Annotated in this window: 21 protein-coding genes; 13 read left to right on the plus strand and 8 right to left on the minus strand. The window is 65.5% G+C overall.

The features are described 5' to 3' along the window. Window positions 1-20: 20 nt before the first annotated feature. The 3 genes from QME71_03750 to QME71_03760 form a co-directional block, all read right to left on the minus strand. Window positions 21-3,101: an FAD-binding and (Fe-S)-binding domain-containing protein gene (locus QME71_03750; protein ID MDI6857413.1), complete on the minus strand. Its 3,081-nt coding sequence runs from the start codon at window positions 3,099-3,101 to the stop codon at window positions 21-23. A 240-nt stretch (window positions 3,102-3,341) separates the two neighbouring features. Continuing rightward, a complete protein-coding gene (locus QME71_03755) occupies window positions 3,342-4,340 on the minus strand; it encodes a (Fe-S)-binding protein (GenBank protein ID MDI6857414.1) in 999 nt (332 codons plus the stop codon). Window positions 4,341-4,356: 16 nt separating this feature from the next. Further along, a complete protein-coding gene (locus tag QME71_03760) occupies window positions 4,357-6,303 on the minus strand; it encodes an FAD-dependent oxidoreductase (GenBank protein MDI6857415.1) in 1,947 nt (648 codons plus the stop codon). Between the two features lie 135 nt (window positions 6,304-6,438). Between QME71_03760 and QME71_03765 the strand changes: the two genes are divergently transcribed. The 3 genes from QME71_03765 to QME71_03775 are packed head-to-tail and all read left to right on the plus strand — an operon-like array spanning window position 6,439 to window position 9,196. Next, window positions 6,439-7,479: an electron transfer flavoprotein subunit alpha/FixB family protein gene (locus QME71_03765; protein MDI6857416.1), complete on the plus strand. Its 1,041-nt coding sequence runs from the start codon at window positions 6,439-6,441 to the stop codon at window positions 7,477-7,479. Beyond that, window positions 7,476-8,381 carry an electron transfer flavoprotein subunit beta/FixA family protein gene (locus QME71_03770; protein MDI6857417.1) on the plus strand — a complete coding sequence of 302 codons (906 nt, stop codon included), beginning with the start codon at window positions 7,476-7,478 and terminating at the stop codon, window positions 8,379-8,381. Before QME71_03765 ends, QME71_03770 begins: the two co-directional genes overlap by 4 nt. Next, complete coding sequence (locus QME71_03775; GenBank protein MDI6857418.1) at window positions 8,378-9,196, plus strand: methyltransferase domain-containing protein; 819 nt, start codon at window positions 8,378-8,380, stop codon at window positions 9,194-9,196. The genes QME71_03770 and QME71_03775 overlap by 4 nt, the downstream gene beginning before the upstream one ends. A 32-nt stretch (window positions 9,197-9,228) precedes the next feature. On the opposite strand, the gene QME71_03780 is transcribed toward QME71_03775, so the two are convergent. After that, on the minus strand, window positions 9,229-9,564 hold the full coding sequence (locus QME71_03780) for a hypothetical protein (GenBank protein MDI6857419.1): 336 nt from the start codon (window positions 9,562-9,564) through the stop codon (window positions 9,229-9,231). A gap of 140 nt (window positions 9,565-9,704) precedes the next feature. Here QME71_03780 and QME71_03785 point away from each other — a divergent pair, with 140 nt between their 5' ends. Together QME71_03785 and QME71_03790 are read left to right on the plus strand one after the other, a co-directional pair. Then, window positions 9,705-11,183, plus strand: coding sequence for a DUF362 domain-containing protein (locus QME71_03785; protein MDI6857420.1), 1,479 nt, complete (start codon window positions 9,705-9,707; stop codon window positions 11,181-11,183). 41 nt (window positions 11,184-11,224) lie between these two features. Beyond that, a complete protein-coding gene (locus QME71_03790) occupies window positions 11,225-12,793 on the plus strand; it encodes an FGGY-family carbohydrate kinase (protein MDI6857421.1) in 1,569 nt (522 codons plus the stop codon). Between the two features lie 27 nt (window positions 12,794-12,820). On the opposite strand, the gene QME71_03795 is transcribed toward QME71_03790, so the two are convergent. Continuing rightward, window positions 12,821-13,330, minus strand: a complete 510-nt coding sequence (locus tag QME71_03795; GenBank protein MDI6857422.1) for an SRPBCC family protein — start codon at window positions 13,328-13,330, stop codon at window positions 12,821-12,823. 444 nt (window positions 13,331-13,774) lie between these two features. On the opposite strand from QME71_03795, the gene QME71_03800 reads away from it, so the two are divergent. Genes QME71_03800 through QME71_03830 form a run of 7 tightly spaced genes read left to right on the plus strand, consistent with a single transcriptional unit; the run spans window position 13,775 to window position 20,593 of the window. Then, window positions 13,775-14,365, plus strand: a complete 591-nt coding sequence (locus tag QME71_03800; protein MDI6857423.1) for a 4Fe-4S dicluster domain-containing protein — start codon at window positions 13,775-13,777, stop codon at window positions 14,363-14,365. Then, entirely contained in the window at window positions 14,362-15,222 is an 861-nt protein-coding gene (locus QME71_03805) for a CoB--CoM heterodisulfide reductase iron-sulfur subunit B family protein (protein ID MDI6857424.1), read from the plus strand. The genes QME71_03800 and QME71_03805 overlap by 4 nt, the downstream gene beginning before the upstream one ends. Before the next feature lie 16 nt (window positions 15,223-15,238). Continuing rightward, the gene (locus tag QME71_03810; GenBank protein MDI6857425.1) at window positions 15,239-17,221 is read left to right on the plus strand and encodes a CoB--CoM heterodisulfide reductase iron-sulfur subunit A family protein; all 1,983 of its coding nucleotides are present in this window, start codon (window positions 15,239-15,241) and stop codon (window positions 17,219-17,221) included. After that, window positions 17,214-17,678, plus strand: coding sequence for a hydrogenase iron-sulfur subunit (locus tag QME71_03815; protein ID MDI6857426.1), 465 nt, complete (start codon window positions 17,214-17,216; stop codon window positions 17,676-17,678). Before QME71_03810 ends, QME71_03815 begins: the two co-directional genes overlap by 8 nt. Beyond that, on the plus strand, window positions 17,671-18,654 hold the full coding sequence (locus tag QME71_03820; GenBank protein ID MDI6857427.1) for an oxidoreductase: 984 nt from the start codon (window positions 17,671-17,673) through the stop codon (window positions 18,652-18,654). Before QME71_03815 ends, QME71_03820 begins: the two co-directional genes overlap by 8 nt. Next, on the plus strand, window positions 18,651-20,114 hold the full coding sequence (locus QME71_03825) for a Ni/Fe hydrogenase subunit alpha (GenBank protein MDI6857428.1): 1,464 nt from the start codon (window positions 18,651-18,653) through the stop codon (window positions 20,112-20,114). The genes QME71_03820 and QME71_03825 overlap by 4 nt, the downstream gene beginning before the upstream one ends. 2 nt (window positions 20,115-20,116) lie before the next feature. Next, window positions 20,117-20,593, plus strand: a complete 477-nt coding sequence (locus QME71_03830) for a hydrogenase maturation protease (GenBank protein ID MDI6857429.1) — start codon at window positions 20,117-20,119, stop codon at window positions 20,591-20,593. A 43-nt stretch (window positions 20,594-20,636) separates the two neighbouring features. Here the strand turns inward: QME71_03830 and QME71_03835 are convergent, their stop codons facing one another. After that, a complete protein-coding gene (locus QME71_03835) occupies window positions 20,637-22,052 on the minus strand; it encodes a sulfatase-like hydrolase/transferase (GenBank protein ID MDI6857430.1) in 1,416 nt (471 codons plus the stop codon). 54 nt (window positions 22,053-22,106) lie between these two features. Next, entirely contained in the window at window positions 22,107-23,360 is a 1,254-nt protein-coding gene (locus QME71_03840) for an anaerobic sulfatase maturase (GenBank protein ID MDI6857431.1), read from the minus strand. A 173-nt stretch (window positions 23,361-23,533) separates the two neighbouring features. On the opposite strand from QME71_03840, the gene QME71_03845 reads away from it, so the two are divergent. Beyond that, window positions 23,534-25,834 carry an arylsulfatase gene (locus tag QME71_03845; GenBank protein ID MDI6857432.1) on the plus strand — a complete coding sequence of 767 codons (2,301 nt, stop codon included), beginning with the start codon at window positions 23,534-23,536 and terminating at the stop codon, window positions 25,832-25,834. Between the two features lie 18 nt (window positions 25,835-25,852). On the opposite strand, the gene QME71_03850 is transcribed toward QME71_03845, so the two are convergent. Then, the gene (locus tag QME71_03850) at window positions 25,853-26,839 is read right to left on the minus strand and encodes a glycyl-radical enzyme activating protein (GenBank protein ID MDI6857433.1); all 987 of its coding nucleotides are present in this window, start codon (window positions 26,837-26,839) and stop codon (window positions 25,853-25,855) included. Window positions 26,840-26,962: the final 123 nt, after the last annotated feature.

Below are 26,962 nucleotides of genomic sequence, written 5' to 3' on the forward strand. Positions count from 1 at the left end.
CTGCGTGCGGCCTCTGAGAGTCAACCCTTTCGTCCCCGCAGATAGTCGATGAGCGGCTGCGTCACGAGAGGGACGACGTCGCCTATCATGTGGGGCATCAAGCTGTCCATCACCTTCGGCATCAACTCCGGCACCTGTTCCGCCATGTAGTCGGGCATGGGGATGCGCTCGGCTACGCGGTCCAGCATCACCGGCATCACCTTTTGCATCATCAGCGGGAGGAGACGCGGGAAGAGGACGGGGAACATGGGCTTCATGAGGTTGAGGGCGCCGGGGACCTTGCCCATTACGCGCATCATCCGCCCCATGCCCAGGGGCATCGCGTCGACAAGCTCGGGCCACATTGTTGTCATGAGAGCGGCGAAGCCTTCGGGCGTCATCAGCGCGATCATCGCCTCGAAGACCGCCCACTGTTTCTGCACCTCAGGGTTTGGATCGGGGAAGTCGTAGCCCAGCGCCGACGCCGCGTACCGCGCCAGGTCGACCACCTCAAGGGGCAACTCCTTTTTCTCGGCGGTGACGCGGAACTGAAACTCGCAGCAGGGGCAGAGCGCGAGCACTTTGTCGGCGCCCGCTTCGATCGCCTCGTCGAGCCGCGTCTTGCCGACGTCTGCGGCGACCGGCGGGTCCTTGATGAGGGTGAGGACGCTGCCGCAGCAGTGCGCGGCCTGATGGTGGTGGCTCATCTCCACGAGGCGCGTGTTGGGCACCGCCTCGATGAGCCGGCGGGGCGCGTCGTAGACCCCCGACACGCGCCCGATGTGGCAGGAGTCGTGCCAGGTGACGGTGCCGCGCTGTTCGCCGCTCTCGGGGAACTTGAATTCTCCCGATTCGATCTTCTCGGCCAGTATCTCGCTGTAGTGCTTTGCCGTTATCCCGTACTCGATGCCCAGCTTCTCCGCCCACTGGGGATAGACGTGCCGCCACATCATGTCGCAGGCGGGGCAAGAGCAGACCACCGTATCGGCGCCGGCCTCTTTGACGGCGGCGATGTTCTTCTTCATTGTCTCCGCGAACAGCTCCCACTTGCCGGCGACGAGCATGGGAGTGCCGCAGCAGTTCTCCTTGTTACCGAGGGAGGTGAAATCAACGCCGGCGGCGTCGAGAAGGCGCACGGCGGCCATTGCGATGTCCTGCTCGACATAACTCGCAGTGCAGCCCGCGAAGTAAACCGCGTTCGCCCGGCGCTGCGGGCCGTGCGTCTCCTTGAGGTCTTCCGGCAGCCACGCTGAGCGGTCTCTGCGATAGCCCGCCCAGATGTCGCCCTCCTTACGCAGCGCCTCCGCCATCATTTCGAACGGTGGGAAGGTCATCTTCTTCTTCTCGTCCACAAGCTGCCCGCGCAGCTTCATCCACGAGGGCTCGATAGGCAGGGCGGCGGAGCAGCGCAGGTTGCACAGCTCGCAGGTGGTGCAGACGAGGATCGTGTCCACCATGAACTGGTTCCATTTCTCGCGCCCCTCCATGTACTCGCGGAGCCAGTACCACTTGCCGCGGGGGCTCTGGCTCTCCCAGCCGCGGCCATAGAACTGGTCGCACTCCTCGATGCAGTAGCCGCACTGGGAGCAGCTGTAAGCGTACCACGCGACATCCGACGGGATGTCGCGGACGGGCTTTGAGGGCCTCTCCCCGATCTGAGGAATAACGCGGTTGCCGAGCGGCCGCGCCAGGGCTTCGAACGGGCGGGCCAGCCCTAGGGCTGCGCCGACGAGCCCGCCGCCGAAAACCTTGAGGGGGTTCAGGATGCCCCTGGGATCCGCCTCGCGCTTGAACGCCTTGAGACGGCGGGCCCGTTCCTCGCCCAGCACCTCATCCGACTTCCGGGCGAAGTAGAGTCCCGTGGCATAGGGCCGGCCGCCGTTCTTCTCGGCGATCTTCATGATCGTCAGGACGAGGCTGAAAACGAAGTTGTAGCTGAAGCGGCGCTGGTCGCTGGGGATGAAGCCGAGGATCACGACCTCCGGCTCGCCGTTCAGGCCGTCGCGGATGACGACGCCCTCCTTAACGACCGGCTGATGCACCTTACGCTCGATCTCGGTCATCACGTCGCCGAGAGCGGAGAGGGGAATGACCACCTCCGCCGGGACGAGGCTCGGCCCGAGACGCTTGACCACCATCAGCTTGAAGCGGTGCTCCCATTCGTGCCGCGCGATGCGTTCGCTCAAGATCTCCGCCTCGCAGGCCTTCAGCACCTGCGTAAGTCCGTTCGAGACCGCCTCGTAGTCCCGCTCGCGCACGGCCAGGGTGACCACGTACGCGGCCGGCAGCAGGACACGCTCCTCTACAGGGTGTCCGTGGTGCTCCATGAGAGGCGCTCGGTTCTTCAGTTCCGCCATGCGCGGGTTGATGAATACGAGCGACCAGATAGGAAGCTTCTCGTCGACGAGGGAACGGAGGAGACGCTGGAGATCGTAAGCGTCGGGACAGCCGATGGCGATTAGCTTCAGCGCTTCGAGGGGCTGCACGCGGATGGTCACTTCGCTGATGAGGCCGGTGATCCCTTCCGCGCCCGCGATCAGGTCGAGCTCAGGGCCGGCGAAGTCCTTCACCGAGCCGTCGCCGAGAACGACGCGGGCGCTGACCACGTTATCGCGGAACCACCCCGCCTCGTAGGAGCCGATGCCGGCGCCGCCCTGAGCCAGCCAGCCGCCCACGGTGGAGGCCGGGTAGCTGGTGGGGTAAAGGCGCAACGTCAGCCCGTGCTTCGCAAGCTCGCGGTCCAGCTTCTCCCATACGACGCCCGCCTGGACGGTGGCCGTCCGGGCGCCGGCGTCGATTCCGATGACACGGTTCATGCGATAGAAGTCGATGACAAGCCCCTTTTTGACCGGCAGGACGCCGCCGTAGCCCGACGACGCCTTGCCCCGTGGCGTCAGCGGCAGGCGCCGCTCCGAGGCCCAGCGCACGAGCTCTACCAGCTCTTCTTCGGATTGGGGCTGGACGACGGCGTCGGGCGTGGTCCCTCCGATGAGCGGCTTGATCAACCCCGGCACGGCGGCGATGTCGTGCCCGTACAGCTTACGCTCCGTCTTGCGGAAGCAGGCCCTATCGCCGAACCTCTCCTCGAGCCACTTGCGCTCGTGCCTCCCGATCCTGCCCATTTCAGCGGCCTCCCTAATGCTAAGAAGCGGGCCTGCAAGAAGATCTCAGACCCCCTGGATCAAGCTTGCGACACTGGGAATGCCGCCGTCAAGCATCGGCTCGAGGGCGGACGCTCGCGTATCCGGAGAACGCTGGAGAGCGCGCCATGGGAGAACGATGCGGCGCGTGAGGGGGTAAGTCGGCGATACCCGTGCTCGCGCGTGCGGCTGATGACGCCTCGTTACCGCGCACGGGAAGACTCAGGGTAACGGCAGTTCTCCCAGCGACATCCGCGCCAGCTCTATGATGTGGTAGTTCGCCAGCCCTTTGCCTTCGGCATCGGAGGCGAGGACGCGGCGGCACATGGGGCAGAGGTAGGCCATCGCCCGGGCGCCCGCAGCCTTCGCGTCCTCGAGGTTGCGGGCGCGGATCGCCCCCGCGCGGTCTCCATCCCACTGGGCGATTGCACCCGAGCAGCAGAGAGCGTTCTCTCGGTCATAGCGTCGCTCTACCCGCTCGACGCCGATTAGCTGAAAGATCGCGTCGAGCGCCGGCTCCTTGCCGGGAGAAAGACGCGATGCGCACGGACGCTGATAGGCGACACGCAGATTCACGGGCCGCAGCTCACTCTTGTGGCTCTCCAGGTAGTCGCGCAGGTATTCGACCACGTGCACCGGGTGGAAGGGGACCTTCACGCCGATCTGCGGGGCAGTGTCAACCAGCGCGCCGTAGCAGTCGTCGTGGAAGAGGATGATCTCCTTCGCGCCGCTGGCCGCCAGAGTGTCCACGTACCCCTGGATGTGCTTCTTCGTGATGGAGCCCGCTCCCAGGTGGTCGAACAGGATGTAGCAGAAGAAATGCCGCCCCCTCAGCATGGGCAGGCCTTCGAAGAGGCGTCCCTGGAAGAGGTCCGCCTCCGTGTTGCTGAATACGCAGGCGGAGAGCACCTTCTCTCCGGTTTGTTCTATCTTGACGGGAGTGGCGGGAGTGAAGAACTCCTCCTGGCTGGCGACCATTTCGGCGGGAGCGGGAAACGTCTGGTACTGTTCCATGCGCTCCAGGATGAGATCGAACGGCCGCGCCTCCTGCGGGCAGTACTCGTTGCAGGCGTAGCAGGTGATGCAGCTCGACAGTATGGGCGCCTTCTCGCCGTTAATCAGCGCCCGGATCTCGCTTGCCGCGCGCTCCTTGTCGTAATCGACGTAGGCGCATCGCGCCAGACAGTCGCCGCAGAAGTCGCACTTTTCCTCGTAGAACATCTTCCGCTCCTCTCTCTCAGATCGTCCTCGCCACCCGCAGCCCGTCGAGGGTCGACTCAAGCATCTTCCGCGGCGCCAGCGCCTGTCCGATCAGGTATAGCTCCTTGACCCGCCCCTTGAGTGACTTGTAGAGGCCGTCGTTGGCCTTGCTGCCGCGCGAGACGACTATCGTATCGATCCCTTCCCTCGCTTCGACGCCGCTGCCGAAGACGCCGCCCAGGACCAGTGTGCTGCCGTCGAACGACGATATGTCCAGGCCCATCGTTATCCTGCCGTTCTTGCGGGCGATCCTCATCATGATGAAGCCGAAGGTGATCTGCTCAGTCGCCAGCGGCGCTATCGGGTGGGGAATCAGCAACTCCACTTCGTGGCCGGCTTCCAGCAGGTAATCGGCGGCCGTGAATCCTTCGGTGGAGCGGTCCATGGAGTAGACAATTACCTTCTTGCCGACCTGCGCCTTCCCGGCCAGGACGTCCCTCGCGAGCACGACGTTCGGATTGTCGGAGCCGGGGAAGGACCCGCGGGCAGCGACGCCGCCGGTCGCGACGACCACGGCATCCGGCGCTTCGCGCTCGACCACCTCGGGCGTGACCTCTGTCCCCAGACGCACGTCGACGTTCAACAACTCGAACTGCCGCGTGTAGTAGCGCACGGGCTCCGCCATGTCCTGACGGCCGGGAGCGCGCGCCGCTATCTGGAGCTGGCCGCCGAGCTCCGGCCCCTGCTCGTACAGGGTGACGGTGTGGCCTCGCAGGGCGGCCACCCGCGCCGCCTCCATGCCGGCGATCCCTCCGCCGATGACCATCACCTTCTTCTTCAGCGGCGCTGGCGTTATCTTCATCTCCTCTTCGCGCCCCACCGAGGGGTTCAGCGCGCAGCTTATGGGGAGCTTTTGCTGCGACCTTCCCCAGCAACCCTCGTTGCAGCCGATGCAGTAGCGGATCTCGTCCAGCCGCCCCTCCTGCGCTTTGAGCGGCAGCTCCGGGTCGCAGATGCAGGCCCGGGTCATCGCTACCATGTCGGCCTGGTTCTTCGCCAGGATCTCCTCGGCCTTGAGGGGATCGACGACGCGTCCGGCGCAGAACACGGGTATGTCGACTTCCTCCTTGATACCGGCCGCCAGGTAGACGAAGGCGGCGGAGGCAACGTACATCGGCGGGATGACGGAGCCGCCGACGCCGATCGAGACGCTTATGTAGTCGACGTCCCCCGTGTCCGCGAGGGCGCCGCAGACCCGTTTCATGTCGTCGAGCGTGAGGCCGCCCTGCTGGAACTGGTCGCCGCTGACCCTCATGCCGACGGTGAAGTCAGGCCCGACCGCCTGCCGCACCGCGGCCAGAAGCTCCCGCCCGAACCGCAGCCGGTTCTCCTCGGAGCCGCCGTACTCGTCGGTCCGCCGGTTCGTGCGCGGCGAGAAGAACTGTTCCATCAGGAAGCCGTGCGCCCCCATCAGCTCCACGCCGTCGAACCCGGCGCCCTTCATCCGGACGGCGCAGGAGGCAAAGCTGTCGAGTACCTCCCGGATCTCCTCCTTGTCCATTTCGTGCGTGGACTCGACGTGAAAGCCGGCGGATATCGGCCCCGCAGACCACAGGGGCAGGCCCTCCTCCCGCGAGGGGAAGAAGTTGCTGCCGGGGTGAAAGAGCTGCGCCACTATCTTCGCGCCGTGCTCGTGGACGGCGGACGTGATCCGGCGGAACGGCTCGATGCACTCGTCGCGGTAGGCTTGGATCACGAACGACTCCGAGCCGCCGCTAGGATGCACCGCCTGGTCTTCCGTCACTATGAGCCCGACGCCGCCCTTCGCCTTCGTCACCCAGTAGTTGAAGTGGCGTTCCGAAGGCAATCCGGCCACGGCGAAATTGCTGAGATGACCGGTGCTGACGACGCGGTTCTTTACCGTGAATGCGCCTATCTTGAGGGGGGTGAACAGGTGCTTTAGCTGGGGAGCGGGCGTCGTCATCTTGTGCCTCCTCCGAGGGGCTATCGGCCGCGACTCGCATTCTATGCGCAACACCAATTCGCGTCAATTTGCAGCGCGCCTCCACGTGAGGTCCCACCGGTGCTACGAGCGGGGTTGCGGGCGTATAATCGGGCCGTGAACGGAGAGAAGAAGACGGAGGTCTGGGTCGTCATCGGCCTCAGGGACGGTGAGGTGGAGGACGCGTCGCTGGAACTCCTCGCGGAGGGACGGGGGCTCGGCGAACGATTGGGCGCCACCCTGGCGGCGGTCGTCCTTTGCGACGACGCGGGGCGCCTCGTGCCCGTCCTCGGCCAGCACGGGGCGCAAATTGCCTACCTCTGCGATCATCCCGACCTGTCGCGTCAGCACCCCGACGTCTGCCTGCCCCTTCTCGAAGCGGCCGTCCGCGAGCGCGGGCCCCGCGTCGTCCTGTTCCCGTCCGACCGCACGATGCGCGCGCTTGCCGCGAGGCTGGCCGCGAGACTGAACACGGGCCTGGCATCCGAATGCACGAAGCTGGACATCGACGGCGACGGTTGCCTTTTTGTGACCAGGCCGGTCTACGGAGGAAGGCTGTCGGCGCGGGTGGCGTGCAAATCGTTCCCGCAGATCGCCACCTTTCAGGCCGGATACGGAAAGCGCGCCGCGTCGCCCTGTGAGACGGAAGTGGTGCGGTTGCCGGTCTCGGCCGTCGGCGCACGCAGGTCGGTCGTGGAAGCGGAGGTGCGCGACCCGCCGGGCGAGATGGACCTGGCAAGCGCGGACGTCATTGTGGCCGGCGGCAGAGGCGTCGGCGGGCGGGATGGGTTTGCGTTGCTGGAGAGGCTTGCGCGGTGTTTGGGGGGCGCTGTGGCGGCGAGTCGCGCGGCGGTGGACGCCGGCTGGGCGCCGTCGCACCGGCAGGTGGGCCTATCGGGGAAGACGGTGGCGCCGCGCCTGTACGTGGCCTGCGGCATCTCGGGCGCGACGCATCACGTCGTGGGAATGAAGGACGCGAAGTCGGTGATAGCCATCAACAGCGACCGGGCCGCGCCCATCTTCAAGATCGCCGACGTCGCTATACTCGGCGACGTTCGCCGCGTCATTCCCTCCCTTCTGGAGAGACTGGAGAAAACAGTCAGCGCGGAAGAAGACGCGCGGCAGGCGTTGCGGAGCCTTTCGGGGGACGGCGTATGAGCCTGACGATTCTCGCCTGCATCACCAGCGCCGTCGACACCCAGGAGCCGCTGGAAGTCGAGAGGGGCGCTCTCAAGGCCGATGAGGCGGCGCTGCCTCGCGTCCTAGACCCGGCCGATGCCAACGCCATCGAGGCGGCCCTTCTTTTGCGCGACCGGCTCGCGGGCGCCCGCGTCGTCGCTGTCAGCGTGGGGCCGCCCTACCAGGAAGTCGCCCTGCGGGAGGCGATAGCCCAGGGCGTGGACGAAGCCGTCCGTCTCTGGGACGACGCCTTCGCCGGATCGGACTGCCTGGGGACGGCGCGGGTACTGGCGGCAGCCGCGGCCAGGGCGGTCGCGGACATCGTCGTGTGTGGGGACCTCTCGCTCGACGGCGGCAGCGGCGCGCTCGGCGGGCAACTCGCGGAGCTGCTGGGGATGCCGCTGGTGGACGGCGTGGCGACGGCAGAGTTCAGCGCTGAAGGCGAGACCCTGTTGACGGAGCGGCGCGCCCGCGGCGGGCTTCGCACGATGGAGAGAACGCCGCTCCCCGCGCTGATTACGGTGCCGGCGGGCGCGAACGTCCCCCGCTACCCGACGGTTCGCGCCAGACTGAAGGCGCGCTCGTCTCCCATCCCTTGCTGGGGAATGACTGAACTGGGACTGCAACCGGCCGCTGTAGGGGAAGCCGGATCGACGTTGCGGGTGGTCGCGCTGAGACGCCCTCCTCCCGACCCCCGCGGCCTCGTCGACCCCGGGAGCGATCTGCCGCCGGAACAGCGCTGGATGATGGCCATAAGCGGCGGCGTGCGCGAGCGGGAAAGCGCGCTCATCGAAGGCGAGCCGGATGAGGTTGCAGGGCGTCTGGCGCGGTATCTGGAACAGGGCGGCTACATCCACAGGGCAGGCGGGAGGACAGCGTGAACGCCGCCGCCGACGAGGCCTACGCGCGCAAGCTCCTCCTTTCGGACGTACTGAGGGAGCCCGTCATCCGGGCGGCCATCGAGGCGCTGGAGCTTCCCCCGGGCAGCCGGGGGCTGGACGCGGGATGCGGCATCGGCAGCCACACCCTGTTGCTGGCAAAGGCTGTGGCGCCGACGGGCCACGTCACAGGGGTCGACATGTGTCCCGAATTCCTGGCCCGCGCGAGGGAGCGGGCGGCGAAGTCACGCCTGTCGGAGCGCGTCACCTTCCGAGAGGGCGATATCAGCAGCCTCCCCTTCGCAGATGACTCCTTCGACTGGGCGTGGAGCGTGGACTGCGTCGGGTTCATTCCCACCGAACCCGTGGCGTTGCTGAAGGAGCTGATGCGCGTCGTCAAGCCGGGCGCCAGCGTGGCCGTCCTCGTTTGGTCGTCGCAGCAGTTGCTCCCCGGGCACCCCTTGCTGGAAGCGCGGCTAAACGCCTCCTCTGCGGGCATCGCCCCCTTTCGAAGAGGCGACGGCCCGGAGTCGCACTTCCTGCGCGCCCTCGGCTGGTTTCGCGCCGCCGGCTTCGAAGCGACGGTGGCCCGCACCTTCGCCGGCGACGCTTGTGCCCCGCTGAGCGGCGACATCCGCGACGCGCTGCTCTCGCTGATCGAGATGCGTTGGGGAAAGCCGCAGTCGGAGCTCGCGGCGGCAGAGTGGGAGGAGTTCGCGAGGCTTTCCAGGCCGGAATCGCCCGACTTCATCCTCAATCTCCCCGACTACTACGCGTTCTTCACGTATTCAATGTTTCGGGGCAGGGTACCCCGATAGTCCGGCGGGCGTTTCCCGGCTTGCCGCTTAGCTTAAGATACGTCGAGATGGTAACGGGGCGTCCCGTTGTCGTCGTAGACTGTGAACGTGACCTTGCGGCCGCCGGCCAGTAGCGGCTCCGAGATGCGCCGCAACTCGCGGAAGTCGGCGGTCTCGAGGAACCGCCGCAGCAGCTCAGTCCGCTCCGCCAGGCCCGGCGCATCCTCTCCCTCGAGGAGCAGACGCATGCCGCGCTCGAACTCTTCCCGCGCCACCGTTTCGACGCAGCGCGCCAGGTCCGGCTCCAGCGTAATACGAGTTGGGGACGACGGAGGCATCATCGGCGCGTTTCTCACCGTCCGGCCATTGGAGGCCTCTGCTTGTATCAAACTACTCCCTGACTCGCGGGTCAATCCGGCGAAGGCGGGCAGCGTATCGCTTCTTGTCTCCCGCTCTCTCTGTTAATATTCGACTACGCCGACCGATGGCGGCGCGCCCGTCGCTGTCCCCTGGGCTGGAGGCACGTGCAATGAAGGGGTATGCACACCCGGTGTCACAGAACACGGTGGTCTTGAGACGCCTGCGCGCAGAGCACGGCCGGGACGGCTTTACCCGCTATCTCCCGCTCGGAACTGAAGTGGTGGGCGAGATCGAGAAGGCCGTCAAAGACGTCTTTGACGCGCTCGGCGGCGCCTCCCTCATCAAGTCCAGCGGCGAAGTCTACATCAAGCCGAACGGGGTCGGCCAGCAACCGTACGCTTTCACCAGGCCCGAGGTCCTCGAGGCTGCCATCAGGTACTGGCAGTCCGCCGGCGCGAAGAGAGTATACGTGCTCGAGAACAGCACGCAGGGCGCCTTGACGAGGACGGTCTTCGAGTTCACCGGTTACGGGGAGGTCTGCAAGCGCACGCGCGCGCAGCCCGTATATCTGGACGAAGAGAGAACGGTGCCCTGTCTCTTCTCAGGCAAGGGCCCGGCGGGCGAAGGAACTCCGGACGGTTACCACCGGACCAGCTTCGGCATGCCGGCAGTCGTTGCGGAGAAGCTCATCGAGGAGAAGGAGCGCAACCTTTACGTCAACATCCCCAAGCTTAAGACCCACCCCATGGCGGTGGTGACGCTGGGGATCAAGAACCAGTGGGGACTCGTCCCTCACGGCGACCGCATCGCCGACCACAACTACAACCTCCACAGCAAGCTGGTAGACGTTTTGGCGCACGTGCGGCCCGACGTGACGCTCATCGAGGGCGTCGAGGGAACGATCTACGGGCATTATCCGCCCCTCGCTCTCGCCGACAAGTGCGTCAGGCCGTTCCGGGTCCTGATTGGCGGGCTTAACGTCGTCGCTGTCGATGCCGTGGGCGCGAAGGTCTTCGGGATGGGGATCGAGGACGTGCCCCACATCAAGCTGGCGATCGAACGGGGACTCGGCGGCGGCGTTGGAACTCTCGACGACGTTTCGCTCGCCGGGGACTTTGACGACGTGCAGCGCATCGACCTTCTCGACGAATTGGCCGATTTCGGCGGAAGGTACCCCCATGCACTGTATCCGGCCTTCCCCACGGATGTCGCGGTCGTAACCGGAAAAGAGATGGCGTGCAACGACGGCTGCCTTGGCGGGGCGCTTTCCGGCATACAGCTTCTTTACCTGGACAGCGGAGGAAAGGGCGGCTGGACGCTCGTCGCGGGGAAAGGCTTCGACGCCCGTGAGATCGACGGGCTTGACGGGCCCGTCATGGTAGCGGGCGGATGCGCGGTCGAGGAAGTCGGCGATAGGCTGGCGAAGCGGCTGGGAAGAAAGAAGGTCTATCTCGTCGACGGCTGTTGCGACCTGACGGGAACGACGGAAGCCCTGTGTCATCTAATGCGGGTCGACGCCGTCCGGGTCGGCAGCAGCCCCCGTCGCATAGGCCTGCTCAAGGCTTTCGAGATCCTCCTGCGGGCGAGGCTGAACCGCTCGAGCGGCAGGCAGGTCAGCGTGTTCAGCAAGGCCTTCAAGAAAAGGTAACCAAAGACCGGTGGACAGCGTTTTGAAGGGGACTACTTGAAGTGAGACAGACCGCTGGAGATGACACCCTGATTCTTTCCATCGACGCCGGCACGCAGTCGGTCCGCGCGGCCCTCGTCGACCTCGCCGGCCGCATCCGCCATCTCGTCAAGACCCCCATCGAGTCGTACTTTTCGCAGCGCCCCGGTTGGGCCGAGCAACAGCCGGAATACTACTGGCAGACGCTGTGCGAGACCTGCCGGAGGCTGTTCGACGCCGCTGGTTCCCCGAAAAAGAGCATCGCCGCTGTCACGCTGACGACCCAGCGCGGGACGTACATAAACGTCGACCGCCAGGGCAAGGCGTTGCGGCCGGCGATCCTCTGGCTCGACCAGAGGAAGGCTAGCACGAAGGGAATCCTCGATGCAGGCCTCGTCTCTTTTCTCAAGAGCGCGAAGCTCTATGACCTCGTCCGCTTCGCCGTCCGTTACTGCCGGTCGAACTGGGTCCGGCAGAACGAGCCCGACATCTGGGAGAAGACCCACAAGTTCCTCGGCGTCTCCGGCTACCTGACGCACCGGCTGACGGGCGAGTTCAGGGACTCGGCGGGGGGTATCGTCGGCACGATGCCGTTCGACGTGAAGACGTTCAACTGGGCGGCAAAGGACGACTTCACGTGGAGGCTGTTCCCGATCGAGGAGGAGAAGCTCCCGGCTCTGGTTCACCCCGGCGACCTGCTGGGGCACGTGACGCGCGAGGCCGCGGAAGAGACGGGCATTCCCGGCGGCCTGCCGTTGATCGCGGCCTCAAACGACAAGGCGTGCGAAATACTGGGCGCGGGCTGCCTCACGCCGGAGACAGCCTGCATCAGCTTCGGCACCATCGCCACGATCAACACCCAGAACAGCGAATACGTTGAGCTCCGCCCGTTGATGGCCCCCTACGCGTCGGCGATCCCTTTTCAATTTTACTCGGAGGTCGGCGTGACGAGGGGGCTGTGGATGGTATCGTGGTTCAAGGAGGAGTTCGGGCTGCAAGAGAGACTGCTGGCGGCGGAGAAGGGAATGCAGCCGGAGGAGCTGTTCGAGGAGCTTATGCGGAGCGTGCCGCCGGGCTCGATGGGCCTCGTTCTCCAGCCCTACTGGACGCCGGGCCCCGAGTTGGCATCCTACGCGAAGGGCTCGATAATCGGCTTCGGCGACATCCACACGAGGGCGCACCTGTACCGAGCGATCATCGAGGGGGTGGTCTTCGCGCTCAAAGAGGGAGCGCAACTGACGGAAGAGAAGAACGGCGTTCCCATCACGCAGGTCAGGGCGTCCGGCGGCGGCTCTCAGAGCGATTCGATCATGCAGGTGACGGCCGACATCTTCGGTCTGCCCGTTCAGAGGCCGCACACCCACGAGACGTCGGTCGTGGGGGCGGCAATCGACGCCGCCGTTGGGCTCAAGCTCTTCCCCGGCTTCGAGCAGGCGGTCGCCGCGATGACGCGGGTGCGGGACGTCTTCGAGCCCGTTGGGGAAAACGTGGAGATATACCGGAAGCTGTATGAGAGGGTCTACCTGAAGATGTACAAGAGGCTCCTGCCGCTGTTCCGGGAAATCCAGCGGATTACGGGCTATCCGGACTGACCGTCGCGCCGGATAGGACGTCGGCGGCTACGCCGCGCGGGCCGTCCCTTTCTGGAGCCGCTGCAAGAGCTCAGCCAGTCGGCCGTAGATCTCGTCCATGACCTCGGCGGGTCCGCGCCCTTCCTCCTGCATCGACTGGAGCATCCCGTCGCGATCCTCGACCGACTGGAAGACAGACTGAGCGATCAGCCTTGTCTTGCCGTCGATGTCCTCCAGTCTCACGGTCTCGAAGCTCACGTGCCCGGGCATGCCTTCCCATTCGAACGTCTGGACGATGCGTTCGGGCGTGACGTCGTGGTAGACGCCGTGGAACCAGTACTCGTTCCCCTCGGCGTCACGGTTCACGATTCGCCAGGAGCCGCCGGGCCTGGCGTCCAGCTTCTCGACCCCGATCGTGTACATTGCCGGGCCCCACCACTGGGATATTAGGGCGGGGTCGGTGTACGCCTTGAACACGAGGTCGCGTGGCGCGTCGAACACCCGCGTGATGACGACCTCTTGCTTCCCGGGTTCGGCAGAAAGCGTGATTTCCGACATCTCTCTTTCTCCGTTCTCCGTTTCCAACGGCCAACATAAAAGTGTAACGGCGCGCCGTGCAGGAAAGGTGAAACCGCGGGTGTGCGGTGTGCAATAAATGTGAAAGCGAGCGCGCGTCCGCAGCCGGGAGGCCTGACGGGGGTGGGCAAGAGGCGGCGGCGACGTCCGGGCAGCGGGCCGGAACAAGCGCTGGGCACGCCCCCATTGTCGGGTTCGGTAGACTAGGTAGAAATACTTAGAGAAGTAGGCCAAATTACCTAGTCGCCACTAGGCAAGTAGCACGTCTCCTTAGCGGTTCCCCTTGCGCTTATTGACATCAAGGTGACACCATGTGATACTGTGTGAAGAACGTCACAAAGTCCTCTTGCTCGGGCCGCCTCCCAGGGGAAGGCGGGGTGAAAGGCGCAAGGCCTGGCAAGAGGATGAGGGGGGACGGAGGCCTGTATGAAAGCTCCACCTTTTCTTCAAGGCAAGATCACGTTTGAGAACCAGGTAGTCCCCGGCTTTGCGGCTGAGGTGGCCGCCATCCCCGGGGGGGAGGGCATCTTCGAGTGCCTTCAATGCGGAACATGTAGCGGCGTATGTTCTGTGGCGCCCTACATGGACTATACGCCGCGCCGCCTGATCAACATGGTGCGGGCCGGCTTCAAGGACGAGGTGCTTCACAGCCGCACTGTCTGGCTCTGCACCGGCTGCTACGCCTGCGCCGTGAACTGCCCCGCCGGCATCCACATCACGGACGTGATGTATGCCCTCAAACGGCTCGCAATCAGAAACGGCAGCCACCCGAGACGTTTTCCCATTCCCGTCCTCGTATCCGAATTCATAAGAAATGTGCGCCGGACAGGCCGCAGCAACGAGGCGGAACTGGTAGTGCGCGTCGCGATGAAAGTGAACCCGCTCAGACTGCTCAGGGCTGCGCCCACCGGGCTGAAGCTGCTGCGTACGGGCCGCATGCACATCCGGGGAGCGAAGATCGAGGACCCGCGTCGCCTGGACAGCATGCTGGAAAGCGTTTCGGAGGCAGGGAAATGAAGTACACCTACTATCCCGGCTGCAGTTTGAAGGGGACGGGCCGCAACTACGGCGAGTCGCTTACCGCCGTCTACCGGGCGCTTGACCATGACCTTGAGCCGCTGGCCGACTTCAACTGCTGCGGCTTCATCGCCTACATGTCAATCGACCAGGCGCAAGCCCTCGCCCTCGCGGCGCGAAACCTGAGCCTTGCCGAGCAGGGCGGCGTGAAAGACCTGCTGACGCCCTGCACCGCCTGCCAGGTCGTCCTTAACCGGGTCGACGACTTCCGCGTGCGCTACCCGAAGCTGATGGACCAGGTGCTCGGGACGATGCGCGAATGGGGGCTTGAGTACCGCGGCACCGTCAAGATCAAGCACCCCCTCGAAGTCCTTTACGATGACGTCGGCATCGAAGCGATCAAGGCGCGGGGGCAGGGGAAACTCTCCGGCTTTCGGGTCGCCTGCTACTACGGCTGTCTCTACAACCGCCCCCACGGCATCACCGAGGAGCGCTTCTTCCCCACAAGGATGGAGGAGATGTTCAGCGCCCTCGGCATCGAGCCCGTCGACTATCATTTGAAGACCAAGTGTTGCGGCGGATCGCTGAGCAACACTGTGGAAGCCGTGGGACTACACTCGATATTCCTGCTGCTGCAGGGGGCAAAGAGGCTTAATGTCGATGCCATCGCCACCACCTGTCCCCTCTGCCAGTTCAACCTCGAAGCGTACCAGGACAGGGTCAGCTCCATGTTCGGCGAAGACGTCCGTGTGCCGGTGATGTACTTCTCGCAGGTGCTCGGCATGGAATTCGGGCTTTCAGGGGAGCAGCTGGGTCTGCAGAGGCTCTTTGTGCCCGCCAAAGTGGCGACGGCCTAGGCTAAGGAGGTTCCTCGTGACACAGCAAAACGGTCATCCGAAAATCGGGGTCTACGTCTGCCACTGCGGCATCAACATCGCCGACAAGGTGGACATCGAGCAACTGGTCGCGTTCGCCTCGTCGCTGCCCTTTGTCGCCGTCGCCCGCGAGTACAAGTTCATGTGCTCCGACCCGGGGCAGGAGCTTATCGAGCAGGACCTCCGCGACGGCCTCATCGATAGGGTAGTCGTCGCCGCTTGCAGCCCCCTCATGCACGAAGGCACTTTCCGGCACGCCACTGAAGAGGGAGGAGCGAACCCGTTCCTTTACCAGCACGCGAACATCCGCGAGCACGTATCCTGGGTGACGCAGGACGGCAAGCTGGCGACCGACAAGGCGAAGGCGCTCGTCGCCGCCGCTGTGCGACGCGTCGCGCTGGCGGAGCCGCTGGAGCGCAAGCGCGTGCCCATCAAAGACGAGGCGCTGATTGTCGGCGGCGGTATCGCCGGCATCGAAGCGGCGCTCGTCCTCGCCAGCGCCGGCCGCAAGGTCTACCTCGTCGAGCGTGAGCCTTCCATCGGCGGCCACATGGCCATGTTTGACAAGACCTTCCCCACGCTCGACTGCGCGGCCTGCATCCTCACCCCCAAGATGGTGCAGGTGGGCCAGCACCCCAACGTCGAGATCCTCTCTTACAGCGAGGTTGAAGAGGTCTCGGGGTATGTGGGGAACTTTAAGGTGCGCGTCCGCCGCAAGGCGCGCTACATCGACGAAGAGCTGTGCACCGGATGCGGCGTCTGCATCGAAAAGTGCCCCTGGAAAAACGTCCCCTCGGAGTTTGACCAGGGACTGACCGAGCGGTCCGTCGTCTACATGCCCTTCCCGCAGGCCGTGCCGCGCATCCCCGTGATCGACCGCGAGAACTGCGTCTACTTCAAGAACGGAAAATGCGGCGCCTGCAAGAAATTCTGCCCCCGCGACGCAGTCGACTTTGAGCAGGAAGACAGGATCGTCGAGCTGGAGGTCGGCGCCGTCATACTTTCCACCGGCTTCAAGCCGTTCGACGCGACCCGGATTCCGCTCTACGGCTACGGCCGGTTCCCCAACGTTATCACCAGCCTCGAGTTCGAGCGCATGCTTAACGCCGCCGGGCCCACGGGTGGGAACGTTGTCATGAAGGATGGGCGCGTACCCCGCCGGGTGGGCATAGTCCACTGCGTCGGCTCTCGTAACCAGAACTATAACGCCCACTGCTCCACCGTCTGCTGCATGTACTCGCTGAAGTTCGCCCACCTCGTCCACGAGCGCACGGGCGCCGAAGTCTACAACTTCTACATCGACATGCGGACGGCGGGCAAGGGGTACGAGGACTTCTACCACCGGTTGATGGCGGAGGGGACGCACTTCGTGCGCGGCCGCGTGGCGGAGGTGACCGATGTGCCGCAAGTGCCGGAGGAGGAAGGCCACCTCGTCGTGCAGGTGGAGGACACTCTCATCGGCGTGGTGCGCCGCATACCCCTCGATATGATCATCCTCTCCGTAGGGATGGAGCCGCAGGCCGACTCGGCGGACGTGCGCCGTCTCTTCGGCGTCTCTGCCAGCGCCGACGGCTTCTTCCTCGAAAAGCACCCGAAACTCGCCCCCACCTCGACGCTGACGGACGGCGTGTTCGTTGCAGGGGCCTGTCAGGGGCCGAAAGATATCCCTGCAAGCGTCGCCCAGGGACAGGGGGCGGCCGCTCAAGCCCTCGCCCTCATCGACGGGGCCTTCATGGAACTGGAGCCGAATACGGCGTACGTAACGGAGGAGTTGTGCTCCGGATGCAAAACGTGCATTGGGCTCTGCCCTTACAACGCGCTGGAGTTCAATGAGGAGCGGAAAGTGGTTGTCCTGAATGAGCCGCTGTGCAAGGGCTGCGGCACCTGTGTCGCCGCGTGCCCCAGCGGAGCCCTTCAGCAGCACCTGTTCAACGATGAGCAGATCCTGGAGGAGATAAGGGGGGTACTCGTCAGTGGCTGAGAATAACTACGAACCCACCATCGTCGCGTTCACCTGTACCTGGTGCACCTATCTGGCGGCGGATCTCGCCGGGACATCGCGCATGAGTTACCCGGCGAACCTGCGCATCGTCCGCGCGATGTGCTCGGGCCGCATCGACCCGCAGTTCGTCCTGACCGCCTTCCAATGGGGCGCCGACGGCGTCCTCATCGGCGGCTGCCATCCCGGCGACTGCCACTATCAGGAGGGCAACTACAAGGCGCTGCGACGCTTCAAGTTACTGAAGAAGCTAGCCGCCGAGCTGGGCATCGAGGATGAGCGCCTGCGCCTGGAGTGGATATCGGCGTCGGAGGCAGACAGATTCCGCGATGTGGTGAATGAGATGGTCGAAGACCTGCGTCGCCTCGGTCCGCGTTCAGGCGTCGGAGAGGCGAAGCCGGTTTCGGCGTCAGCAGCAGAGGAGGCCATCCATGCCTAAACCGAAGGTAGGACTCTACTGGTGCGCCAGTTGCGGCGGCTGCGAGGAAGCCGTCGTCGACCTCGCGGAGAAGATACTCGACGTCGTCGCCGCCGTGGACATCGTCTTCTGGCCCGTCGCGCTCGACTTCAAGAAGGAGGACGTCGAGGCCCTTTCCGACGGAGAGATGACCGCCGCCTTCATCAACGGCGCCGTGAGGCTGTCGGAGCAAGAGGAGATGGTGCATCTCCTGCGGCGGAAGGCGCAGTACGTCATCGCTTTCGGCAGTTGCGCTCACCTCGGCGGCATTCCCGGCCTGGCCAACCTGACTGACCGCCAGAGCATCTTCCAGTACGCGTACAGGGACGCCCCCACCGTCGTGCCCGACGACGGCATCGTTCCGCGCCAGCAGGTCACCGTGCCGCAGGGCGATCTAAAGCTGCCCGAATTCTGGGAGAGGGTGCGCGCGCTCGACCAGGTAATCGACGTGGACTACTACCTGCCGGGCTGCCCGCCCACGCCGACGGTGATCGCCAACGCGCTGACGGCGCTGCTGGAAGGGAAGCTGCCGGAGAAGGGCGCCGTGCTGGCCGGCACAAGGGCGCTCTGCTACGAGTGCGACCGCGCGGCGACAAAACCCGAAAAGGGCTGTACGCTGAGCGAGATCAAGCGCCCCTGGGAGATCATCGCCGACCCGGAGAAGTGCCTTCTTGCTCAGGGCATCCTCTGCCTGGGCCCCGTCACGCGGGGAGGTTGCGATGCCGTGTGCGTGAAGGGCAACATGCCCTGCACCGGCTGCTTCGGCCCGCTGGACCGGGTGCGCGATTTCGGCGCCAAGGGGCTCTCGGCTATCGCCTCGCTCCTCGATTCCAACGACGAGGCGGAGATCGAGCGGCTGGTGAACAGTATCCCCGACGTCGCGGGGGTGCTTTACCGCTACAGCCTGCCGGCGTCGGTGCTGTTCAAGAGCGCTCAAACGAAAGGTGATGCGCCATGACGAAGGTGACGATCGACCCGATTACCCGCCTGGAAGGGCACGGAAGGATCGAAATCTTTCTGAACGACGCGGGAGACGTTGACCGCGCGTATTTCGTCGTGCCCGAGTTGCGGGGGTTTGAGAAGTTCGCCGTCGGCCGCCGCGCCGAAGACATGCCACAGATCACTTCGCGCATCTGCGGCGTCTGCCCGACCGCGCACCACATGTGTTCCACCAAGACCCTCGACGACCTGTTCCATGTCGAGCCCCCGCCCGCCGCCAAGAAGCTGCGGGAGATGCTCTACAACATCTTCATGCTCGAAGACCATGCCCTCCACTTCTACTTCCTCGGCGGCCCCGACTTCATCGTTGGCCCCAAGGCCCCAAAGGCCGAGCGCAACATACTGGGCGTGATCGGCAAGGTGGGCGTCGATGTCGCCGGCCAGGTCATCGCCATGCGCAAAGAGCTGCGCGAGCTCATCGCCTACTTGGGGGGCAAAGTGGTGCACCCCGTGTTCGGCCTCCCCGGCGGCGTGGCCAAGGGCATCAAGAAAGAAGACCAGGAGCGGTTCGTGAAAGCCGCCGAGCAGGGCGTCGACTTTGCCCTGTTCACCCTCAAGGCGTTCCACGATCTTGTCCTCTCGAACAAGGAGTACGTCGACCTGATCCTGTCCGACGCCTACACCCACCGCACCTACTACATGGGTCTCGTCGATGACCAGAACCGCGTCAACTTCTACGACGGGATGCTGCGGGTTGCCGACCCCAACGGCAAGGAGTACGCGCGCTTCGATGTCCGGGACTACGTGCAGCACATGGCCGAACACGTTGAGCCCTGGACGTACGTGAAGTTCATGTTCCTGCGGAACGTGGGCTGGAACGGCTTCGAGGACGGCGAGGGAAGCGGCATCTACAGCGTGGCGCCGCTGGCGCGCCTGAACGCCGCCGACGGCATGGCCACGCCCAAGGCGCAAGAGGCCTACGAAGAGTACGTGTCGACCCTTGGCGGCAAGCCCGTCCACCAGACGCTGGCGAACCACTGGGCGCGGATCGTCGAGATGGTGTACGCGGCCGAGCGCTTCCTCGAGCTGGCGCGCGACCCCGAGATAACGAGCGACGACATCCGCCGCGTACCGACGGAGACCCCGACGACCGGCATCGGCGTCGTCGAGGCGCCGCGCGGCACCCTGGTCCACCACTATGAGACGGACGAGCGCGGGGTCCTCACGCGCGCGAATCTCATCGTCGCCACGCAGGGCAACTCCGCGCGCATGGCGATGTCCGTCGACAAGGCGGCGAAGGCGCTGATTCACAACGGCAACGTCGACGACGGGCTGCTCAACATGGTCGAGATGGCCTTCCGCGCCTACGACCCCTGTCACGCCTGCGCGACGCACGCTCTCCCCGGCCAGATGCCGCTTCTGCTGTCCCTCCGCGATAGCAAAGGCAACATCCTCAAAGAGATCCCACGCGGAGGTTAGCCGTGCGTGCGCTCGTGCTTGGTATGGGCAACGACCTCTTCGGGGACGATGCCGTCGGCCTTCGCATCGTCGAAGAGTTGGCGCGACGCCCTGAGCTGAAGGGGTTCGATTTCGAGATGTCGGAAAGCGGGGGTCTCGCCCTGCTGGACGTGCTGGCCGGCTATGATAAGGCGTACATCGTAGACTGCGTTCCCGACGACAGCGAGAATACGGGCCGGGTGCGGCGGCTCGGTCCCGACGAGCTTTGCTGCCAACCCATGACGCTCTCATCGCACTACGCCGGTCTCCCCGAAGTGCTTGCGCTCGGAAAGACGCTGGACATCCCCCTGCCCAAAATCGAGATACTGGCCGTTAGCGTCGACGATCCCTTCTGGATAATGGAGGGGCTGTCCGCCAAGATGCGCCGCGCCCTCCCGTCCATCGTCGACGAGGTGAGGGAGATCCTGCTGACAAGCCGGGAGCGAACGCCGGAGAAGTAAGCGGGGACCGCCAAGCATGTCCGGCGGCCCGGTCGCGCCGCTGTCAGACGTGACGGGGGTCGCGGTCGAACGGAACGTCGTCGCCCGTTTCGAGGAACCAGCGGAGCAGCCTTTCGCGCATCTCCCGGACGACTCCTTCGAGCGCGGCGTCATCGATTCTGTTGACAAGCTCGCAGGGGTCGGCCTCCAGATCATACATCTCCTCTTTGCCCTCGAGCCGCGCGACGTACTTCCACCGCTCAGTGCGTACCATCGCCGCCTTTGCCAGTGTCGTCGGGTCATCGTGCTGAAGGCGCGTCTTCTCATGGTAGATGGTGCCCTCAGGCCAGACGTCCTCCAGCGTGTGCGTCTCGCCCGGCGCGTGGCCTCCTTCGGCAAAGACGGCCATTCGATGCTCGTTTGTCTCTCCCCAAATCAAGGGCAAGAGGCTGCGTCCGAATTGAGTGTGGCGCGCCTCTAGGCCGGCGAGCTCCATGACAGTGGGAAAGAGGTCGACCGTCTCCGTCAGGGCGTCGATGTGGCGCGCCCTCGCGTCCGGCACCCGGATGACGAGCGGCACGCGAACGATGCAGTCCTGGAAGCCGGTCCACCACTTCTCCGTCAGCCCGTAGTCACCGACGTAGTCGCCGTGGTCGCTGGTGATTATGACGACGGTGTTCCCGGCCGCAGGGGAGGCGTCGAGGGCCGCCATCAGCTCGCCTACCAGGTCGTCGAGGCGAGTCACCATCCCCCAGTAAGTGGCGACGATCTCCCGCTGGTCGTCCTCGCTCAGCCGGTCGATGCCGTAGGCGCGGTGAAGCTCGCGCATGAAATGCGGCTTGTCGTCGAGCCGCGCGGGGAGCGGCGCCCTCACTTGCCCGCGGTCGTACATCGAGAAGTAAGGCTCTTCGACCGTGTAGGGAGGATGGGGAAAGATGAGCGGGAGGTAGAGGAAGAACGGCTCCGGCGGCGACGCCAGGAACTCAACGGCGCGTTTTATCCAAAGCGAGTCGTAGTCCTCATAGGGAGCTTGGCCGCGGCAACCGAAGTAGAAGCTCTTAAAGTGGCGGTGGTCCGTCGGCCAGGGGTTGACGGGCCAGGGCAGCGTCGGCAACCGTTCGCGGCACCGGTCGGAGACGCTAAGCGGAAAGGAGTCCGCGGCCAGCAGGTCGTTCTTGCCGTTCCACTGGACGTGATAGCCGGCGTTTTTCAGGTACCGCAGCAGGTTCGGCTCGTGCGGTCTGAGGAGGTGGGTGAGGGTACGATGGCCCCGCGTGTGGGGGTACCAGCCGGTCATGAAGCTGACCCGCGAGGGGCCGCACACGGAGTGCTGCGCGAAACAGCGGCTGAAGACGGCGCCCCGCGCAGCGACGGCGTCGATGCTCGGCGTTTTTACCGGCAGCGCATCGAGGCAATGCACGGCGTCGGCGCGAAGCTCGTCCGCCATCAATAGGATGAAGTTGGGGCGTTTCCGGGCCATGTCGTACCTCCAGTCTGGAAAGTGACCGCATCGCGGCAGGTGCCGCCCGTGCGTCTAGCGCCCGTCATCGAAGCGGAACAAATAGCTCTGTTCAATGCGCGGGTCGCCGCAACACGCCTTATACTTGCGCCCGCTCCCGCAGGGGCAGGGCTCGTTGCGGCCCGTCGCCGCCGCTCCCGCTATCGCCGCCGTCGTGCCGCGTCGTTCCAGCCGCTCAGCAAGCGCGCGCAGCCGGGCGTCGGCGTGAGCAAAAAAGCGGCGGTGGCTCTCGCAGAAGTATTCGGGCGGCCCGGACGCCGGTCCGTTCGAGCGGTTGCGGGGGCAGCCGCCGCGGCACAGCCGGCGCCACTCGCATGCCTGGCACACGGGCGGCAGCGACGCCTTCCGGGCAACGAACGCCGCGCGCTCGGATTTGGCGAGGATGGCATGGAGGGGTTCATCCGCGACGTTTCCCAGGCGCCAGTCCGGGTGCACGTAGAAGTCGCAGGGATAGACATCGCCGTTGTACTCGACGGCGATAGCGCCGTCGCAGCGTTCGCTGTACGAGCAGAGATCGTTCGGCATCCCCAGATATGATTGCAGGATGGCGTCGAACGTGCGCACGGAGGTCCGCGGAAGCCCGCCTTCGTACCACTCATCGAAGAGCGCGACCAGGAAGTCGCCGTACTCTTCGGCCGTGACGAGGTACGCCGCCAGGGCGTCGGGCTCGACAGACTGGAAGGACATGGCGGGGATGAACTGAAGATGGGTGAAGCCCTCGCGGCGGAAGAAACGCATGAGATCGACGGGGCGGCGGACGTTGTGCGGGCCGATGACGCAAAGGACGTTGAAATCGACGCCGTGTCTGCGCAGCACGTCGATCCCCGCCATCACGCGGCGAAAGGAACCGTGGCCGCCCCGGTCGCGGCGGACGCTGTCGTGCACCTGCTGCGGACCGTCCAGGCTGACGCCGACGAGAAAGCTGTACCGGCGCAGGAACTCGCCCCAGTGGTCGTCCAGCAGCACGGCGTTCGTCTGCAGGGCATTGCCGATGGTCGTGCCCGGCGGCGCGTACTGCGCCTCCAGCGCCACTGCCCGCTGGAAGAAGTCGAGGCCGGCCAGCGTGGGCTCTCCGCCCTGCCAGACGAAGGAGGCGACGCCGCTGCCGGCGACGCACGCCATATACTGTCGCATGAAGGCCGCGAGCACGCGCTCGTCCATTCGCCGGCGCACCCGCTCGCCTTCAAGCGACTGGCGATAGTAGCAGTAGCTGCAATCGAGGTTGCAGTCGCTGGAGACGGTCTTGAAGAGAACAGACAGGGCCGGCATCCTTCTGTCCACACAGGGCCGACCGCGGTCCGCTGCGCGCGCACGCGTCCCACCGCGCTGACCCGTCCTCAGTATAGCGGGCGCCTTCCTCTGGCGGCAAAGGCGGGCCGTTGATTAGAATAGGCGGCGCATCAGTCGGACAGGAGCTCGCCCAGGGGCGAAGGAGGTAAAGCATGCCGCAGGAATTCAAGGGCGTGATCGGGCGGAGCGTCGATGAGTCGACCCCCTGGTGGCCGGAGCCGGTGAGGCCACCGGAAGGGGCGCCCAACGTGCTCTTCATCGTCCTCGACGACGTCGGCTACGGGCAGATCAGTTGCTTCGGCGGGCTGTGCGAGACCCCGAACCTCGACCGTCTGGCGGAGAGAGGGGTCCGGTTCGGCAACTTCCACACGACGGCCCTCTGCTCCCCTACCCGCTCCTGTCTCCTGACGGGGCGGAACCATCATTCCAACGCCATGGCCGCCATCGTCGAGATCCCCAGTGGCTTTCCCGGCTACACGGGCCAGATACCGCCCGAGAACGGCTTCCTGTCGGAGATGCTGCTGCCGCACGGGTACGCCACCTTCGCCGTCGGGAAGTGGCACCTGACACCTCACTGGGAGATGAACATGGGGGCGCCCCGCGACCGCTGGCCGCTGGGACGGGGCTTCGAACGGTTCTACGGCTTCATGGGCGGCGACACCAACCAGTGGAGCCCCGCCCTCGTGCGCGATAACCAGCACGTCACTCCTCCGAAGACCCCCGACGAGGGATATCACCTCTCGGAAGACCTGGCCGACCGGGCGATCGAGTTCATCACCGACCTGCGGAACGCGGCGCCGGACAAGCCGTTCTTCATGTACTACTGCACCGGCGCAGGCCATGCCCCCCATCACGCGCCGCGCGAGTGGATTGAAAGGTACCGCGGCAAGTTCGATATGGGCTGGGAGAAGGCGCGCGAGATGGTCTACGCGCGGCAGAAGGAGATGGGCGTCATCCCGCCGGACACGCAACTGACGCCGCGTCCGCACTGGATCGCAGAGTGGGACAGCCTCTCCGCCGATGAGCGCCGGCTCTACGCGCGCATGATGGAGGTCTACGCCGGCTTCCTGTCGCACGCCGACCACCACATCGGCCGGCTGCTGCGCTTCCTCGAGACGACGGGCGACCTCGAGAACACGCTCATCGTCGCCATCTCCGACAACGGGGCGAGCGCCGAAGGCGGGCCTCACGGACGTTTGAACGAGGGGAGTTTCTTTAACGCCGTGCCGGAGAAGCTGGAAGATATCCTGGCCCGGATCGACGAGCTGGGCAGCCCCACAACGTTCAACGCTTACCCGTTCGGCTGGGCCTGGGCGGGCAACGCGCCGTTCCAGAGGTGGAAGCGCGAGGTGCACGAGGGCGGCGTCGCCGACCCCTGCATCGTCCACTGGCCGGCGGGCATCAGGTCGCAGGGCGAGGTGCGGCGTCAGTACGTGCACGTGATCGATGTGGTGCCGACAGTGCTCGACGTCCTCGGGATCGAGCCGCCGCGCTCGATCCGCGGGGTCGATCAATCGCCCATTCACGGCGTCAGCTTTCGGCACACCTTCGACGACCCGGAGGCGCCCTCCCGCCGCCAGACGCAGTACTACGAGATGCTGGGCAACCGAGCTATCTATCACCAGGGCTGGAAGCTGGTCACCTACCACGGCACCCAGGGCGCAATCTACGACGGCGTCACCGACCCCAGGAAGCCCTTTGACGAGGACCGGTGGGAGCTTTATCACGTGGAAGAAGACTTCTCGGAGTCCGTCGATTTGGCGGGCGAGTACCCTGAGAAAGTGCGTCAGCTTGAGGCGCTCTGGTGGGCGGAAGCGGGCCGCTACCAGGTGCTGCCCCTCGACTACCGCGGCATCCTGCGCGCGCTGGGACAGCGGCGGCCGGGCGCGAGACGGCGTCGGTTTGTCTACTACCCGAACGGGGCCCCTGTGGAAGCGGCAGCGGCGGTCAACGTGAAGAACCGTTCGCACAGCATCACAGCAGAGGTGGAGATACCAGAGGGCGGCGCGGAAGGCGTGCTTCTGGCAGACGGCGGTCGCTTCGGCGGCTATTCGCTGTACGTGAAGGACGGCAGGCTGCGGTATGCCTACAACTTCCTTGACCACGAACGTCACGTCATCGTCTCTGATTTCGACGTGCCCGCCGGGACACGCGAGTTGCGGTTCGAGTTCGAGGCTGACGAGCCGCGTACGTTCGGAGTCGGCGGCACAGGCAGGCTGTACATCGACGGCAGGCCAGCGGGCGAGGGACGGATACCCCGCACTGTCCCGTTCGTGTACGAGATCGGCAGCGGGCTGCAATGCGGCCGCGACGAGGGGAACCCGGTGACGGAGGAATACGCCTCTCCCTTCGCCTTCACGGGGAAGATCACGCGCGTGATAGTGGAGCTAGGGGGCGAGCCGGCGCCGCGCGATACCGATCAGGAGCGGCGCATCGGCATGGCCCGTCAGTGACGTTGCGAGCGGCCGGCGTCACTGCGGCAGAGCGTCCGATGGTGAAGCAGGGGACGGGTCCGCGTCGTGGCGGGTCATGCCCGACCAGCGCACGAAGCTCAGGCCCTCCGCCCGCGCCAGTTCCGCCAGGTGCTCCATCTTCTGGTCGGTGAGGAGGGCTTCCCGGGCCAGCGGGAAGTCCCGGCCGAGCCTCTGGTACTTGCCGGCGCACGTGTTGTTGAAGGCGAGGAGGTCGTAGCGTCCCGCGGTTGGGAGCTCGTCCCGAATGAACCGCGCGACGCGGCGTATGTTCTCATCGTCGTCCGTGTAGCCGGGGATGACCGGCGTCCGCACCCACATGGGCTTGCCCGCCGCCGCGATACGCCGGGCGTTTTCGAGCACCAGGTCGAGGGGTATCCCCGTGTGCCGTTGGTGCCTGTCCTCGTCCATAATCTTGAGGTCGTACAGGACGAGGTCGGCGAGTTCCACCAGGGGCGCCAGCCGCCGCCAGCTCACGCCGCCGCAGGTATCGAGGGCGATGTGGACTCCCTCGCTCCGCAGGCTGCGCATGAGCGCCGCTGCGAACTCCCCCCACATCGAGGGCTCGCCGCCTGAAAGGGTGACCCCGCCACCGGAAGTACCGTAGAAGACGCGGTCTCGCAGGGCAACCTCAGTCACCTCCCCGACCGTCCTTCGTTTTCCGATCACCTCCAGCGCGGCCGCAGGGCAGGCCTCGATGCAGTCGCCGCAGGCGTCACAGCGCTGGCGGTCGACAAGCATACCCTCCGGGGTGAGGGTGAGGGCCTGGTGAGGGCAAGCGGCAAGGCACTCCCTGGCGCCGATGCAGCGCGCCTCGTACCAGACAAGCTGGGGCTCCGGCTGCGTTCCTTCCGGGTTGTGGCACCAGGGACAGCGCATGGGGCAGCCCTTCAGGAAGACCGTCGTGCGGATTCCCGGGCCGTCCTCCGTGGAGTGGCGCTGGATGTTGAAGATGAGGCCGGTGGGGGCCTCCGCTTCGGTTGTCATGTGATGAGCTTGCGATTCGCGCGGTTGCCGGCCGGAGCGCGGGGTACCCGGCCGCAAGCTAATTGTCCCCGCGCCTGGCCTGGCGCGTCAAGCCCGCCCGATGGGAAGCCGGCCACGACGGCG

Source organism: Dehalococcoidia bacterium, from assembly GCA_030018455.1.
In the GTDB taxonomy this organism is placed as follows: Bacteria; Chloroflexota; Dehalococcoidia; order DSTF01; family JALHUB01; genus JASEFU01.